This window comes from Aliisedimentitalea scapharcae (assembly GCF_045277565.1).
Lineage (GTDB): Bacteria > Pseudomonadota > Alphaproteobacteria > Rhodobacterales > Rhodobacteraceae > Aliisedimentitalea > Aliisedimentitalea scapharcae.
The window spans coordinates 105,397-120,660 of the sequence record NZ_CP123585.1 but is presented as its reverse complement, the minus strand read 5'-3'; the positions used below and the strand labels follow the sequence as shown (position 1 = coordinate 120,660).

Below are 15,264 nucleotides of genomic sequence, written 5' to 3'. Positions count from 1 at the left end.
ATGACACGTGAACGATGGATCAATCTGGCGGTTCTGGCGGTGCTGATCGCCGTGCCGCTGTGGGCAAAATCGACCGGCGAGATCTTTATCATCTCGCTGACAACCAAGGTTGTCATCTTTGCCATCGCCGGGGTCGGGTTGAACCTGGCTCTTGGGTTGGGCGGTTTGGTCAGCTTTGGTCACGCTGCATTTTTTGGCATCGGCGGGTATGCCATGGGCATCCTGGCCAGCCACGCACAGGACTATTCCCCGCTGATGGAATGGCCGTTCCTGATCGAGGGCAGCAACCAGATGCCTGTGATTTGGGTGTTGGCTGTTGTAATCAGCGCCTTGGCGGCCTTGCTGATCGGCGCACTTTCACTGCGCACGGCCGGCGTCTATTTTATCATGATCACCTTGGCCTTTGGTCAGATGTTCTATTACTTTGCAATCAGTTGGCCCGCTTATGGCGGCGAAGACGGATTGTCGATCTATGTCCGCAACGAATTCCCCGGCCTCAACACCCTGGATCCGATGCAGTTCTTTGGTATCTGTTTTGTGTTGCTTCTGGTGGTTTTGGGTGTTTCCGGACGGGTTGCGGGGTCGTCGTTTGGCCTGGTGCTGTCCGCCGCACGGCAGAATGCCGAAAGGGTGCAAACCGTCGGTGTCGAACCGTTTCGCGTCCGGTTGATGGCGTTTACCTTGTCCGGTGCGATCACTGGTTTGTCCGGCGCGCTTTATGCGGATCTCAACCGTTTTGTCAGCCCGGCAATGTTCAGTTGGCAAACCAGCGGAGAGATCATGATTTTTGTCATTCTTGGCGGTGTAGGCCGGTTGTTTGGGCCAGTCGTCGGCGCGGCCCTGTTCATCCTGCTGGAACATGTGCTGGGTGGCATTTCCGAATTCTGGCACATCTATCTGGGTGGATTGCTGTTGGCGGTTGTGTTGTTTGCCCGTGGTGGCCTGATCGAACTGCTGGCCGGACGGGAGGTCGCCCATGACTAAGCCCATTCTGGACGTTCGGGACCTGCATAAATCCTATGGCGCTCTCAAGGCGACCAATGGTGTGTCTCTGGACCTGCGTCCTGGCGAGATCCACGCCTTGATCGGCCCCAATGGTGCGGGGAAGTCCACTCTGATCCGACAGATCGCGGGCAGCGAGGCATCTGACAGCGGCACGGTTTGGTTTCAGGGCGAAAACGTCACACCACTGGATGCAGTGAAACGCGCCCAAAAGGGACTGGGGCGCACGTTCCAGATCTCGTCTCTGGCGATGGAATTCACCGTTTTACAGAACGTGGTACTCGGTGCGCTGGGGAAACGTGGCACAGTGTTTCGCCTGTTCAACCGGGTGATGAAGGACGCTGGCCTGCTGGAGACCGCGATGACGGCATTGGACCGCGTCGGGTTGGAGGATTTTGCCAATTATCGAACCGCCGACCTGTCTCATGGTCAGAGACGTCAACTGGAGGTCGCAGTCGCCCTGACCCTGAACCCGCGGGTGTTCCTGATGGATGAACCCATGGCCGGTCTGGGGGCCGAAGGGTCGCACCATCTGACGGGTGTTTTGGACACATTGCGCCATCAGGCTCCGATCCTGTTGATCGAACATGATATGGACGTTGTGTTTTCGCTCGCCAATCGGATCAGCGTGCTGGTCTATGGCCAGATCGTCGCGACTGGAACCGCTGATGACATCCGGTCCGATCCGGCGGTCCGCGAAGCCTATTTGGGAGAGGAGGACCTGTCATGAGCCTGTTAAAGCTGACCAATGTATCCGCCTTTTATGGTCCCTCACAGGCGTTGTTCGATGTCTCTCTGGACATTGCACCGGGCGAAGTTCTTGCGCTGATGGGACGCAATGGCATGGGTAAAACCACCACGGTCAAAGTCATATGCCAGATGCTAAAGGCCCGCGGCGGGGCTGTGAATTTCGACGGCACAGACCTGACACACCTGCCTTCGCACAGGGTCGCCCGTTTGGGCGTCGGATTGGTTCCAGAGGGGCGGCGGTGTTTTCCGAACTTGACAGTCTACGAAAATCTGATCGCAGCGGCGCGTCCTGGCGCGTGGAGCTTTGAGACCGTGTCAGACCTGTTCCCACGCCTGGCAGAACGGCGGGACCAATCTTCGGCTTCATTGTCGGGCGGTGAACAACAGATGCTGGCCATCGGGCGCGCCTTGATGATCAATCCGCGCCTTTTGATCTTGGACGAAGCCACCGAGGGGCTTGCTCCGGTGATCCGCCAGGAAATCTGGTCTGCCATCGCTCGGTTGAAACAAGACGCTGGTTTGTCCATTCTGGTCATCGACAAATCCATACGCGAATTGTCCACTGTCGCTGACACGGCTGTTATTCTGGAAAAAGGAAAATCTGTCTGGACCGGGGCCTTTGCCGAGCTGTCTCATGATGTGACCAATCAATATTTGGGCGTCTGAGGCGGCGGCAGGGGCAATAGCCAATCCCCCATGGCTCCATTCGTCGTGCCGCCCTATGCGCAGCAATGCGCATTGTGCTTCATGTTGTGGGGCCAGCATTGTGTTTCTGCCGTGCGCCCAACAGGATCAATCGGATGGACCCGCTCCCCATCGACATTGTCGGTGCTGGTCCCAGGCCCGGCGAACACACTATTGGCGCGCCTCGATGTTCTGGATATCGCCCCCGCTGTTCTTCGTCGTGCTCCTTCACGGCGCGCCCGGCCAACGGATGGATTGAAGAAACGGGGATGACAGCTGCGCCTTTGCCACAGCAGCAGCTGTGAAAATCTGACCCTGCTCTGGCGAAAATGGGAAAATGCCAACGGCAACGACTTCCAAGGAGCGGCGTTCCGTGCAACTCTGTTCCAGTCAAAACAACGCGCCACAGGATATCATGAAAGAACCCCGCAAGGCTTTGGACGACAGGCCATCTCTTGATCTGATCGTCGGTGCTGCTGTCAAAAATGACCGCATGCTCGCCGGATTGACCTTGGCTGAATTGTCAAAACGCGCCTCTGTGTCCACAGCAATGATTTCCAAGATCGAACGCGGTCAGGTTTCGGCGTCGTTAACCACACTGGGGGCGCTGGCCGAAGCGATCGGCGTGCCACTGATCAACTTCTTTGCCGGAACCGTGGAAAAGACGGATGTCTCTTTTGTTCCTGCAGGCGAAGGCGTTCAAGTCCAACGCCAAGGCAGTGCCTTTGGCCACTCCTACAAACTGGTTGGACGCGCCGATGCGAACCATGTCAGCTTTGAGAGTTTTGCCGTCACACTGGAACAACCGCTCAGCAAGCGGCCATTGTACCAACATCGCGGGATTGAATTCATTCACGTGCTGGACGGTGAGATGGTTTATCGTTGCGGCGATGGGCAGTTCACGATGAAGCCCGGAGACAGTTTGTCTTTTGTGTCCAACGCCGCTCATGGTCCTGTGGAATTGCTGACACCCAAGGTCACATTCGTAACCGTGATTTCCAAGGCGGAAAGTGCAGATATGAATTGATGCCGGGCTTTGCGCCGTGTTTTTTCTTGCTCGGAACATTTTTTCTTGATATGAAATTTTTCAACTGATGGTTAAATACGCTCCAGACCTAATCACGAGGTCGGATCGCAATCGGGAGATATTTCATGCAAAACGATTTAACGGGCAGTGACGGCTTCATTCGCAACTGCTGGTATGTTGCCGGGCGGAGCGAAGATTTTGGCCAATCCCTGACGGCGAACCGTTTCCTGGGCGATGATGTCGTTATCTTTCGTGGCGAGTCCGGTGAACCCATCGCATTGGAGGACGCCTGCCCACACCGCAAGCTGCCCCTGTCCAGAGGGTCAATCCAGGGCAGCACCGTGGTCTGCGGGTACCATGGCCTGACCTTTGATTGCAGCGGTGCCTGTGTGGCCGCCCCAACCCAGGAAAATGCGATCCCCAAAAGAGCGACCGTGCGATCCTATCCGGTTGAAGATCGTTGGGGGTTCCTGTGGATTTGGATGGGCGATGAAGAAACTGCCGACCCTGGCGAAATCATAGACATCCCCAACTTTGACAATCCCCAATGGGGGCGCACCGAACGCGGATCAATGGGGATGGCCTGCAACTATCTCTATATCACCGATAACCTACTGGATCCCAGTCATGTGGCGTGGGTCCACCTGACGTCATTTGCCGGAGCCGGCACCGACAACAGGCCACTGGAGATGGAAGAAAGCGACGACCATGTCACGATCTTCCGCTGGATCCATTCAGAGCCAGCCGCACCCTATTATGCATCGATGCTGACCTTTGGTGACAATTGTGACCGCAAACAGCATTACGAATGTCGGGTGCCATCTACAGCAATCAACATGTCGGTCTATGCTCCCGCCGGACAGGGTGGCGCGGACAGGCCGCTGTCTGACGAAGCATTCGTGAACATTTCCTACAACTTCATCACACCAGTGGATCATGAAAATTCGCTGTACTTCTGGTTTCAGCACCGCAACCGCCATGCTGGCGTCGCCGAGATCGACAAACATATGTTCGAAGGGGCGATCATGGCATTTACCGAGGACAAGGAAGTGCTCGAAGAGGTCCAGCGCGGAATGGCCAATCGCAAGTCTGCGTATCTGAACCTGGGACTGGATGCAGGAGCGATGCGGTTCCGTCAAAAAGTGGCCCGGCGGATCCAAGCCGAGCAGCCTTCCGACTAAATCCAGCATATCCCACAGGTACCAAGGCGTTTGAGCAGGGTTCAAGCGGCTTGGCGCTGTGCCTCGCCCCGACATCACCAGGCCAGTGTGGCGGGGTCGACCGTATACCGATTCGACGGGGTTCAGTGGGCTGGACACTTTCGCTGTTGGACCCAAACAGGTCGCAATCTGCAAATGGATTTCGCAATTCTACACGTCGGACGCAGTTTCCGCCCCTAGGGTTTGGATCAAAGGAGATCGCGTCATGAATGATCAGACCCCAAAACCGCGCAGCCGCGCAGGAGGCCGCAACGCACGGCGCGCCCTGCGCAGTGCACCCAATTTCGAAATGCTGCCTGGGTTGGAAAACACTTTGCCACTGTGCGAAATCATGTCGGGCAGTCAGGTCGAGCGCATCGACAACGCATCCATGGACATTTTGGAAAATGTTGGCGTGCATTTTCGTGACCCCATCGCCCTGGCCGACTGGAAACGCATCGGGGCCAAGGTTGTGGATGAGACCGTTTTTCTAGACCGGGCCCTTGTGCGCGACCTGATCTCGACCATTCCCAGTGATTTCACCTATCACGCCCGCGATCCGCAAAAAAGCGTACGGCTGGGAGGTCGGAATTCGGTGTTTGTTCCGATGACCGGGGCCCCTTTCCTGCGTGATCTGGACGACGTGCGTCGCAATCCGATGCTGGACGATCTGGCGATGTTTCACAAACTCAGCCACATGATGCCTGCGCTGCACAGTTCGGCCCATCACATCGTAGAACCCTATGATCACCCGATCAGCCAGCGCCATCTGCGTATCACCTATTCGTCGATGAAACACTCTGACAAAATGTTCATGGGCATGACCACCAGCCCCAAGAACGCCGAAGACGTTATGGACATGTGCGCCATCCTGTTTGGAGAAGATTTCATCGATACCCACCCGGTCACGACCGGCAATATCAACGGAAACTCGCCCTTGGTCTGGGATGAAACCATGCTGGGGGCGATGCGGGCATTCAGCCGTCGCAATCAACCAGTGCTGTGCTCTCCCTTTGTCCTGGGTGGGGCCAATACACCCGCCTCGGTCGCAGCCTCTGTTGCCCAATTGAATGCCGAAGCTCTTTCGGCATTGGCCTATACCCAAGTGATCCGCCGCGGTGCGCCTGCGATCTACGGCCACTATCTGTCTACGGTCTCGATGAAATCGGGTGCCCCGATGGCAGGCACTCCCGAAATCAGCCAGATGAATTTCATGATCGGTCAGATGGCACGATACTATGGTGTGCCCTGGCGGACGTCCAATACGTTGGGTGGGGCCAAAACATTTGACGCCCAGGCCGGTTATGAATCTGCCACCACCTTGCAGGCGGTGATGCACGCGGGGGCCAACTATATCTGGCATTCAGCAGGCTGGAACGAGGCCGGAATGCATTGTTCCGTGGCCAAGTTCATCGTTGATAGCGAACAATGTGCCATGGCCTATCGCATGGCACAGGGGCTGAATTGGGACGACTTTGATCAGGCGATTGATGCCGTCAGCGACATTGGCCCCGGCGGTCATTATCTGGGCCACCCACATACACAGGATAACTTTCAAACCGCATTTTTCATGCCAGAGTTGTTCGACAACAATTCGATCGAACAATGGGTGGCTGAAGGCAGCATCGAAGTCACAGAACGCGCCCTGAACCACGCCCGCAAACTGTTGAGCGAGTATCAGGAACCCAAACTGGACATCGCCAAGGACGAAGAACTGCGCGACTATATTGCGCGACGCGAACGCGAAATTCCCGCTGCAGACGAGTTGAACCAGGAATACTGATCCCCCCTGCCCCGCCGGTTATGGTGGGGCCATTTGTTGGCTTCAAGGATATCACAGTTTGAAAATCACCGAGATTCACATCTATCAGCACGATCTGCCGGTCAAGGACGGTCCCTATACCATGGCCAATGCCCAGGTCTGGGCTCTGGATACGACATTGGTCAAATTGGTTTCGGACAATGGGTTGTCAGGCTGGGGCGAAACCTGCCCAGTGGGTCCGACCTATGCCGAAGCCCATGCCGGGGGGGCCCGGGCAGCGCTGGCACGAATGGCACCAGGATTGATTGGTGTCGAGGCGCTACCTTTGCCTCTGCACCGGATGATGAACGGCCAGTTGAACGGGCACAATTATGCCAAGGCGGCACTGGACATCGCCCTGCACGATCTGCTGGGCAAACATTTGGGGCTTAGCGTGTCCGATCTGCTAGGCGGGGCGGCCACAGATCGCGTGCCCTCCTATTACGCCACCGGCGTTGGAGCCCCCGATGATATCGCTCGCCTTGCCGGCGCAAAACGCGATGAAGGGTACCGACGTCTACAGATCAAGGTCGGAGGCCGCCCGGTTGAGATCGACATCGAGACCATTCGCAAGGTTTGGCAAGAGGTGCGCGGCAGCGGCATGAAGCTGGCTGTAGATGGCAACCGGGGCTGGACCACCCGCGACGCCCTGCGGGTCAGCCGGGAATGCCCGGATGTGCCGTTCATCATGGAACAACCCTGCAACACGATCGAAGATCTGCAAAAGATCCGCCCTCAGGTCACCCATGGGATCTATATGGATGAGAACAGCTTGGATCTGAACACGGTGATTACCGCTGCCGGTACCGGGCTGGTCGACGGGTTCGGAATGAAGGTCACCCGCATCGGCGGTCTGCACCCCATGCGGGCCTTTCGCGACATCTGCGAGGCGCGCAATCTGCCCCACACCTGCGACGACAGTTGGGGCGGAGATATCATCGCCGCCGCCTGTACCCATATCGGCGCGACGGTGCAGCCCGATCTGCTCGAAGGGGTGTGGTTGGCCGCGCCCTATATCGAAGGACATTACGACGCCGAGAACGGCATTGAAATCTTGGACGGGCACATTGCAGTTCCCACCGGTCCCGGATTGGGGGTAACCCCGGACGAAACCCTGTTTGGCGCGCCGGTCGCCTCCTTTTGACGCCACGGAGATTTCGCATGGATTTTTCAGGAAAACACGCACTGGTCACGGGGGCTGCTGGGGGGATTGGACAATCTATCGTGTCCAAGCTGCGCGCCGCTGGCGCTCGGGTTGCCGTGGCAGACCGGGACGTGTCAGCGATTTCGGCCGACACGCATCTGCCCGGAGACCTGCTGGACCCCGCATATGCCAACACTCTGCCTGCTCAGGCCGCCGAGGCTCTTGGCGGATTGGACATCGTGATCAACAATGCGGGTGTCATTACACGGGGTTCTGTAACCGAGACCTCTGACGACGATTGGGCATTGTCGATGGGCGTCAATGTCGAAGCGCCATTTCGCATCTGTCGCGCTGCCATCCCAATAATGGCTCAGATCGGTGGCGGAGCTATTGTCAACACAGCCTCTTGCTGGGGACTGCGCCCGGGGCCAAATCATGCGGTCTATTGCATGACCAAGGCGGCGATTGCCTCGCTCACCCAGTGTATGGGCCATGATCACGCCCACCAGGGTATCCGCATCAACGCCGTCTGCCCGAATGAGGTGAACACTCCGATGTTGCGGTCGGGCTTTGCTCAGCGTGGGTTCGACCCAGACAGCGCCGTCTCTGAATTGGGCAAAACCGTACCGTTGGGCCGGATTGCCGAACCAGAAGACATCGCTGACGTTGTGCTGTTTCTCGCCTCGGATGGGGCACGTTATATGTGTGGTGCATTGATTGAGGTCAACGGCGGAAAGCCCGTCACATGAAGCGGTTTGAAAACAAGGTGGCATTGGTGACCGGCGGACGCAGCGGTATCGGCCGGGCCATTGCCCGCCGTCTGCGCGATGAGGGCGCGCAGGTGTTTACCGCCCAACGGGGCAACGATAGCGAATTTGACGCAATCCCGGTGGATTTTCTGGATCCGGCCAGCCCGGCCCAAGTGGTGTCCCAGCTTATCGCCAAAGTCGGTCAATTGGACGTCTTGGTCAACAACGCGGGGATGATGCAAGAGGCCCGCGTCGAAGACATGAGCGCGGCGGACTGGCACCAGACCCTGACCGTGAACCTGACCGCGCCTTTCCTAATGATCCAGGCCGCCCTTCCCCATTTGCGCGAGACCCGCGGTAACATCGTCAACACCGGCTCCATCGAAGGGTTGGGCAGCAACCCCGGTCACGCGGCCTATTGCGCGTCCAAGGCCGGCCTACATGGCCTGACACGGGCCGTGGCGGTTGATCATGGTGGCGAAGGCATCCGCTGCAACGCTGTGGCTCCGGGTTGGATTGACACCGACCTGAACGTTGATTTCATAGATGCCATGCCCGACCCCGGCGCGTTTCGTCGAGACATCGGCAAAATACATCCCGTTGCCCGTACTGGAACGCCAGAAGAGGTTGCCGCCTTGGTTGCCTTTCTCGCGGCCGAGGAAAGCGGATTTATCACGGGGCAGATCTATTCCGTCGACGGCGGCCGCATGGCCAAGCTGAGCCTCCCCTGACAACAGCGACCCGGAAAAATCTACCCTGCAACCGAAATCAGGAGTTCCCAAAACCAATTTGTTCTCTAGGGTCACAAGTTGGGAGCGATATTCGGCTCTGTCACTGACCACGAGGACACTCATGCCCGCCAACACTGCTGCCTTCGGGACTTCCGAATATGATCGCCGCATTGCCAAAACCCGCACAGCCATGGCGCAGGCGGGGATTGATCTGCTGTTCGTCACCGACCCATCAAACCAAGCCTGGCTGACCGGCTATGATGGTTGGTCGTTCTACGTGCATCAGGGTGTGCTGCTGGCAATGGACGGGGACCCAATCTGGTGGGGGCGCCATATGGATAGCCTTGGGGCCTTGCGCACCTGTTGGATGGAGGCGGACGCGATTCACGGTTACGCCGACCATTATGTACAATCGACTGTGCGCCACCCTATGCAGGATCTGGCCGGGCATATTCAGGCGCTGGGTCTGCACAAGGCGCGCATTGGCGTCGAGATGGAGAACTATTACTATTCGGCCAAAGCCCATGCTGTTTTGACAGCCGAGTTGCCAGATGCGCATTTTGCGGATGCCACGGCATTGGTAAACTGGCAACGGTTGGTAAAATCCGATGACGAAATTGGTTTCATCCGCAAGGCCGCGCGCATTACGGAAAAGGTAATCAACACGGCTCTGGACCGGGCCGAACCCGGTTTGCGAAAAAACGATCTGGTGGCAGATATCTATCACGCGGGTTTGACCGGGGTGGATGACATCTGGGGTGACTATCCCGCAATCGTCCCACTAACTCCTTCGGGGTTGGACGCCACAGCCGCGCATTTGACCTGGAACGGCGCGCCTATGCGCAAGGGCGAGGCCACCTTCTTTGAATTGTCGGGCTGTTATCGCCGCTATCACGCCCCGCTGTGTCGGACCATATTTCTGGGGACACCGCCTCAGGAAATGCTGGACGCCGAACAGGCCCAGCTCGAAGGGATCGAAGCCGGGTTGAATGCGGCCCGCGCCGGCAACAGGACGTGCGATATTGCCAATGCTTTTGTCGGAGTGCTGGAGGAACACGGTATCCATCGCGAGGGGCGGTGTGGCTATCCAATCGGGCTGAGCTACCCCCCCGATTGGGGCGAACGCACCGCGTCTATCCGCAGCGAAGATGAAACCGTCCTGGAACCAGGAATGGTGTTTCATTTCATGCCCGCACTCTGGATGGACAGTTGGGGTTTGGAAACGACCGAAACCATACTGATCACCGACAGTGGAGCAGCCGAACCCCTGTGCAACATTGAACGACGGTTGTTTGTCAAAGAGTGACGGGAACACCGTCATCGCCAGATGGAATGGGAGAGTTGTGCGATGGATGAACCCCCTATCGCAATGTCATGCCATCTTCTGGCGATGACATGACCACGCCGGGCCTGTCCCGCCTATTCTGGGCATGTGCGCCGGTGGTGTTCGTCCTGTTTTGGGCTGGCGGCTACAGCTTTGCCAAACTGGGCCTGCCCCACATTGAGCCGATGACAATGTTGGCGGTGCGGTATGGGCTGGCCGTGCTTTGTTTGCTTCCACTGCTGGCAATATACCGCCCTGCCCTACCCCGGGATGCCACCCATTGGATGTTAATGGCTTTGAGTGGCTTCTTGATCCAATGCGTATATTTTGGCCTCGCCTATCTGGCCATGAAACAAGGTTTGGCAGCTGGAACCACAGCGATCATCATGGCGCTTCAACCTGCTTTGGTGGCGGCACTGGCACCCTTGGTCGCTGAGCCTAGGGGCCGTCCGGTTATGTGGGTTGGGCTTGGCCTGGGTTTCGCAGGTGTCGCTCTGTCTGTGCTCGACAACACCGGCAATCAGGGTGTTCCACCATCTGCCGGGCTCTTGGCATTGGGGGCTCTGGCCGGAATTTCTGCTGCAACACTGTTGGAGAAAGCCCATGGACGTCGCACGGATCCGATCCTGGGCGGGGTGGTTCAATACGCCGTTGGAGTGTGTGTTCTGACGCCGATCGCGTTGTGGAGCGAAACACAGGTGATCAACTGGCACCCTAATCTGATTATCTCTCTGGCATATCTCATCATTGCGAATTCTTTGATCTCCATCAGCCTGTATGTGGCATTGGTTCAACGCGGAAACATGACCCAAGTGTCCACGTTGATGTATCTGGTTCCCCCGTTGGCGCTGATGTTGGCCTGGGGGTTGTTGGGCGAACCGATTACGCTGCATACGGTCGTTGGTTTTGGGTTGTGCCTGCTGGGCGTCTATATTGTCAGCCGGTCAAAAGTTGGAATAAACCACCCCTGACCTTTGGTGTTATGTCTAAATACTTGAATCTGCCGGAAAATCACACATTTTCAGAGGTTATAACCACCTATCTCTTTGTTTTCTAACATTTTTTCAGATTGTCACCTGACAATTCCGTGCCGAGTGCCTCTTTGACAAGGCCTGAACCATCGGAAGTGTAGAAAACTGCCCGATTTGCGCCTTTTGCGACAAGCGTCTCAAATACGCACCCGGGCTGCGAATATCATGGGTGCGTTCGAGAATGCACATGATAGAGATGCTTGCATTCAAAGGGCCCATGGATTGACGCGCTTGATGCAAAACGGGTTGATCAATGCCTAGCATGGGAGCCACCTGATCAGCAATTCGATAGATCTCCTGTTTGGACCATCCAAAGTCAGGAAAGTAGCTTTGGATCTCTCGACAGACAGATTTCAAAAGCGAAAGACTGGGATCTTTGCTGCTCTCGGCATTTTCTCCCGGCAATTCACATTCTGTGTCTTGTGCACATTGATTGCTTCCCTGCCCTTCTTCTTCAGAGTCAAAAGATTGGTTTATTGAATCCTGTATGTGCCGCTCAATTTGGATGTCACTGCCGCTCAATTCCATTGGTTTCACAAGAACTCCACCTGGATCAACGGCCGATTGTCTGCTGGTTTCGATGCCAGCTTTGATCGCGTCGATTAGGTTCAGCAATGAATTGGCTTCGGGTTTGCGACGCAGAACCCGGCCGGCATGGGCAATGAGTTGGCTGTGATCCGCACCCTCATCAAGTTCAACCAGCTGCTGGCGAAGTTGAATCACCTGATCACGCAACACACGAAGCTGTTCGGTTTGGTGTTGGATGTGTTGTGCGGCGTCAAATATCTGATTGGCATGCAAGGCAAGCGGGGCCAGATCAAACCCAAAGGCAATTTGGACGTTGCCACCAACACGGCGGGCAAATCTTTTGCGGTTTGCGCTGTCATGGCGTTTGATAATTCCGAGGTCCACCAACCGAGCCAAATGGCGCCGCAGCGTGCTCTCGGGCATTCCCGAGAGGCGGGTGGACAGTGTGCGGTTGGCCGGGAAAACGATCGCCGAGCCGGGGAGGGCGGTGATGTCGCGTTCAGGTAGAAATGTCGCCAAAGCTTTGAGCACGCACAGCGTGCGGTGTGACAATTCAAAATGCTCTGCGGCCTGGGTCAGTGCATTCAGCACCTCCCATTTATCATACTGCGGAGCCTGCGATAGATCGTGCGTCAGCGAGGCAACAGGCGTCAAAGACAGCTCTACCGCTCGCCCAATTTGTGATTGGGACGTGATTTCCATGAAAATTTCACGAATGACAACAAAATCCACGCCCCACGCGCATACGCAGAGTTGACAGGTTCAGGGAAGGCGGGGTATCTCCAAGGTGCTAAGTTTGAGAAGGGCCTTCTGGGATTTTCCTGGGGGGCTTTTCTTTTGCCGTCGTGCTCTCGTGCCTCCTGCTTTGTTTCTTTTTGGTCTTCAGCTGTCCGACTGCTGATTTTTCCAGCGATCGTGCAGTTCGGTAATCAGGTCTTCGGCGTTGTCATTCAGCCACAAATCGAAGCCAGCCGCCGTGCGTGAGGGGACATTCAACGTCACGCCTCGTTTGGTCGTGCGGATGTCAGCCAAGGCTTTGCCATCGGTCCCGCGTAAAGTGCGGGGTTTGGCGGGGGCAGGCGAGCTGGGTTTTGTGGTTTCCGGCTGATGGGCAGCGCGGCTGTAAACAGCTTCGAACCGTGCATCTGAATCAAGACCGGAGATCTCTGATTGACCTGCAAATGATATGGCGCGGGTCTTGGCGGACCGGTCTTCAAACAGTTTAGCCAGGGCAATCCAGCGTTCTCGTCCAATTCCGGGGGCCGAGCCGATCAAGCGAAGAAAGCCCAAGTCGAAAGCTGTTCCGACCTTGAGCATTCGGCTGACCATAGGCAAGTCGATTGACAGTGCCGCTGCAATTGTCTGCCGGTCATAGTCGGCTTCTTGCAGTTGGGCGGCAAAGCTGGCCTTTTCGATAAAAGACAGATCCTGGCGTGATGTGTTTTCCTGGCCTTGGGCCATCACCAATGCATGGTCATCCAATTGTCGGACCATGGCTTTGACCGGTAATCCCAGATCGCGCAGTGCCATCAACCGGCGACGACCATACACAATCTCGTATCGTCCGGTTTGCTGAGGATGGGGGCGCAACAAGACCGGAACCTGCTGACCATAAGTCTTCAGGCTATCCTTGAGCTGAGTTTGAGCGGCGGAATCGATACCCAGACGGTCTTCGAACCCGGCGTCGTCGATCAGCGCGGCGTCCACCTCTTGAACAGCGTTTTCCTGAAGCTTGGTCAGGGACGACTGCAAGGCACCAACAGCCCCGCGTGGCATCATTCGCGCAGCGGGTTTGGGGCGTTCATCCGGAGAAGTGATTTTGGTTGTCAGGATACCTTTGCGTGCCATCAACGCCCCCATGCTTGTTGCAGCAAGGACTCGATCTCATCATTCACTAGATTTAGGGAATCCACCGCACGGTCGTAGGTGTTGCGATGAAACTGGGATCGGTCGACTTCGTAAATTGTCTGCTGGGTCAGCCCCGCGTCAGAAATTGCAGTGGATTTCAGCATCGGGGCCACCATGACCTCGTCGCCGAACAATTGCCGCAAGAATGCGACGACCTGCTGCTGTGGGCCATCATTTGGCTCATAACGGTTGATCAGGAACCTGAGGAAATCAAATTCCATACTGGCACCAGCATTGGACACCACATCCAACAGGTCGGCGCTCATCTGCAGAAACTGCGACATGGACGCCACGTCCAGCATATTGGGAACGATGGTGATCAGGATCCCGGTCGAAGCACACAGCGCTGACATCGTCAGATAGCCCAGCTGCGGCGGGCAATCAAAAATGATAACGTCGTAATTGGACTCGACTTCCTGCAGGGCCGCGGCCATGCGTGCAAAAAACGCAGGCTGAATATTGTTCATCAGCGCCTGAGGGGTTTCATGTTCAAACTCCTGAAGCATCAACCCACCCGGAGCGAGATCGATCCCGGTGAAAAATGTCTGCTGGATAACCTGTGACAGGGGCAGCGGATCATCATACCTGATGGCATCATAGATGGTCCCGGATTCAAGAAAGTCGTACTCTGGCCGATAGCCAAAGAGCGTGGTCAACGAGGCCTGCGGGTCGATATCAACACATAGCACTCGATACCCCTTTAGCGCTAACCTTTGCGCAGCGTGGATCGAGGACGTGGTCTTGCCTGACCCGCCCTTGAAGTTCAGAAAAGACAGGACTTGAACCTTGTCTCCCGGGCGACGGCCACGCAAATAAGTCCCTTCGGATTTGGCTGTGGTTTCCAATGTCTTGCGAATTTCCAACAGATCCGAAGCGGAATAGTGGCGCCGTCCCCCAGGTGTGGTATGAACCTCTGAAATGCGATTGTCGAAGTGCAGTTTACGCAGGAATGACGCGGAAATACCCAACAATTCGGCGGCTTCTCCGGCGCTGAACAGCCTCAGTTCCTTGCGTGCATCTGGTGCGAAAACCGTGAGCATGTGGCTTTCCAAAGCCGCACTGAGATTCTCCGCGTTCTCGCGAACGCGCTGGTTGATGTGGATCGATTGTGCCACAGTCTGCCCTCTGCTTTAGTAACGCTGTTTATCGTCAGCGCCTTATTTACCGTTTCTTTAAGCAAGAAGACGGGCGTTTTGCAATAGATTCTTGAATTTCCTGTTACTTGGAGTGTTATCCCCAGCCCTCCAAATCACTGTGGATAAGTTCCGTTTCATCCATAATTGATTGAATAAAAAACATTTTTCCTTGAATCCACCAAAATCCAGATTTCTCAGAAAAAAGCGAGAAAAGAAAGCTGACAAGCAGGTCACAGGCGCAATTGTCGAA

At 56.2% G+C, this 15,264-nt stretch carries 14 protein-coding genes; 11 read left to right on the top strand and 3 right to left on the bottom strand.

Going from position 1 to position 15,264, the window contains the following annotated elements; all coding sequences use genetic code 11:
* The 11 genes from QEZ52_RS21240 to QEZ52_RS21190 all read left to right on the top strand — a co-directional run bounded on the left by QEZ52_RS21240 (position 1) and on the right by QEZ52_RS21190 (position 11,382).
* On the top strand, positions 1 to 984 hold the full coding sequence (locus tag QEZ52_RS21240) for a branched-chain amino acid ABC transporter permease (RefSeq protein ID WP_343212014.1): 984 nt from the start codon (positions 1 to 3) through the stop codon (positions 982 to 984).
* Entirely contained in the window at positions 977 to 1,732 is a 756-nt protein-coding gene (locus tag QEZ52_RS21235) for an ABC transporter ATP-binding protein (RefSeq protein ID WP_343212013.1), read from the top strand. The genes QEZ52_RS21240 and QEZ52_RS21235 overlap by 8 nt, the downstream gene beginning before the upstream one ends.
* The gene (locus QEZ52_RS21230; RefSeq protein WP_343212012.1) at positions 1,729 to 2,418 is read left to right on the top strand and encodes an ABC transporter ATP-binding protein; all 690 of its coding nucleotides are present in this window, start codon (positions 1,729 to 1,731) and stop codon (positions 2,416 to 2,418) included. Before QEZ52_RS21235 ends, QEZ52_RS21230 begins: the two co-directional genes overlap by 4 nt.
* 433 nt (positions 2,419 to 2,851) lie before the next feature.
* On the top strand, positions 2,852 to 3,463 hold the full coding sequence (locus QEZ52_RS21225) for an XRE family transcriptional regulator (protein ID WP_343212011.1): 612 nt from the start codon (positions 2,852 to 2,854) through the stop codon (positions 3,461 to 3,463).
* 125 nt (positions 3,464 to 3,588) lie between these two features.
* A complete protein-coding gene (locus QEZ52_RS21220) occupies positions 3,589 to 4,644 on the top strand; it encodes an aromatic ring-hydroxylating dioxygenase subunit alpha (RefSeq protein ID WP_343212010.1) in 1,056 nt (351 codons plus the stop codon).
* Positions 4,645 to 4,888: 244 nt separating this feature from the next.
* Positions 4,889 to 6,445 carry a trimethylamine methyltransferase family protein gene (locus QEZ52_RS21215; protein ID WP_343212009.1) on the top strand — a complete coding sequence of 519 codons (1,557 nt, stop codon included), beginning with the start codon at positions 4,889 to 4,891 and terminating at the stop codon, positions 6,443 to 6,445.
* 58 nt (positions 6,446 to 6,503) lie between these two features.
* Positions 6,504 to 7,607 (top strand): mandelate racemase/muconate lactonizing enzyme family protein, encoded by a 1,104-nt coding sequence (locus QEZ52_RS21210; protein WP_343212008.1) that lies wholly within the window; start codon positions 6,504 to 6,506, stop codon positions 7,605 to 7,607.
* A gap of 17 nt (positions 7,608 to 7,624) precedes the next feature.
* The gene (locus QEZ52_RS21205) at positions 7,625 to 8,356 is read left to right on the top strand and encodes an SDR family oxidoreductase (protein ID WP_343212007.1); all 732 of its coding nucleotides are present in this window, start codon (positions 7,625 to 7,627) and stop codon (positions 8,354 to 8,356) included.
* Entirely contained in the window at positions 8,353 to 9,087 is a 735-nt protein-coding gene (locus tag QEZ52_RS21200; protein WP_343212006.1) for an SDR family oxidoreductase, read from the top strand. Before QEZ52_RS21205 ends, QEZ52_RS21200 begins: the two co-directional genes overlap by 4 nt.
* Positions 9,088 to 9,208: 121 nt before the next feature.
* Positions 9,209 to 10,393, top strand: a complete 1,185-nt coding sequence (locus QEZ52_RS21195; protein WP_343212005.1) for a M24 family metallopeptidase — start codon at positions 9,209 to 9,211, stop codon at positions 10,391 to 10,393.
* Positions 10,394 to 10,482: 89 nt separating this feature from the next.
* Positions 10,483 to 11,382 carry a DMT family transporter gene (locus tag QEZ52_RS21190; protein WP_406651298.1) on the top strand — a complete coding sequence of 300 codons (900 nt, stop codon included), beginning with the start codon at positions 10,483 to 10,485 and terminating at the stop codon, positions 11,380 to 11,382.
* A 93-nt stretch (positions 11,383 to 11,475) separates the two neighbouring features.
* Here the strand turns inward: QEZ52_RS21190 and repC are convergent, their stop codons facing one another.
* The 3 genes from repC to repA form a co-directional block, all read right to left on the bottom strand.
* Complete coding sequence (gene repC, locus QEZ52_RS21185) at positions 11,476 to 12,702, bottom strand: plasmid replication protein RepC (protein WP_406651296.1); 1,227 nt, start codon at positions 12,700 to 12,702, stop codon at positions 11,476 to 11,478.
* A 150-nt stretch (positions 12,703 to 12,852) separates the two neighbouring features.
* The gene (gene repB / locus QEZ52_RS21180; RefSeq protein WP_343212002.1) at positions 12,853 to 13,818 is read right to left on the bottom strand and encodes a plasmid partitioning protein RepB; all 966 of its coding nucleotides are present in this window, start codon (positions 13,816 to 13,818) and stop codon (positions 12,853 to 12,855) included.
* A complete protein-coding gene (gene repA / locus QEZ52_RS21175; protein WP_406651293.1) occupies positions 13,818 to 14,918 on the bottom strand; it encodes a plasmid partitioning protein RepA in 1,101 nt (366 codons plus the stop codon). Before repA ends, repB begins: the two co-directional genes overlap by 1 nt.
* Between the last annotated feature and the right edge of the window lie 346 nt (positions 14,919 to 15,264).

What these genes read in the sequence shown, in the direction of transcription:
- repB (WP_343212002.1), bottom strand. Translation starts at nt 13,818, where the DNA reads ATGGCACGCAAAGGTATCCTGACAACCAAAATCACTTCTCCGGATGAA.
- QEZ52_RS21195 (WP_343212005.1), top strand. Translation starts at nt 9,209, where the DNA reads ATGCCCGCCAACACTGCTGCCTTCGGGACTTCCGAATATGATCGCCGC.
- QEZ52_RS21190 (WP_406651298.1), top strand. Translation starts at nt 10,483, where the DNA reads ATGACCACGCCGGGCCTGTCCCGCCTATTCTGGGCATGTGCGCCGGTG.
- QEZ52_RS21220 (WP_343212010.1), top strand. Translation starts at nt 3,589, where the DNA reads ATGCAAAACGATTTAACGGGCAGTGACGGCTTCATTCGCAACTGCTGG.
- QEZ52_RS21235 (WP_343212013.1), top strand. Translation starts at nt 977, where the DNA reads ATGACTAAGCCCATTCTGGACGTTCGGGACCTGCATAAATCCTATGGC.
- QEZ52_RS21215 (WP_343212009.1), top strand. Translation starts at nt 4,889, where the DNA reads ATGAATGATCAGACCCCAAAACCGCGCAGCCGCGCAGGAGGCCGCAAC.
- QEZ52_RS21225 (WP_343212011.1), top strand. Translation starts at nt 2,852, where the DNA reads ATGAAAGAACCCCGCAAGGCTTTGGACGACAGGCCATCTCTTGATCTG.
- repA (WP_406651293.1), bottom strand. Translation starts at nt 14,918, where the DNA reads ATGCTCACGGTTTTCGCACCAGATGCACGCAAGGAACTGAGGCTGTTC.
- QEZ52_RS21200 (WP_343212006.1), top strand. Translation starts at nt 8,353, where the DNA reads ATGAAGCGGTTTGAAAACAAGGTGGCATTGGTGACCGGCGGACGCAGC.
- QEZ52_RS21230 (WP_343212012.1), top strand. Translation starts at nt 1,729, where the DNA reads ATGAGCCTGTTAAAGCTGACCAATGTATCCGCCTTTTATGGTCCCTCA.
- QEZ52_RS21240 (WP_343212014.1), top strand. Translation starts at nt 1, where the DNA reads ATGACACGTGAACGATGGATCAATCTGGCGGTTCTGGCGGTGCTGATC.
- QEZ52_RS21205 (WP_343212007.1), top strand. Translation starts at nt 7,625, where the DNA reads ATGGATTTTTCAGGAAAACACGCACTGGTCACGGGGGCTGCTGGGGGG.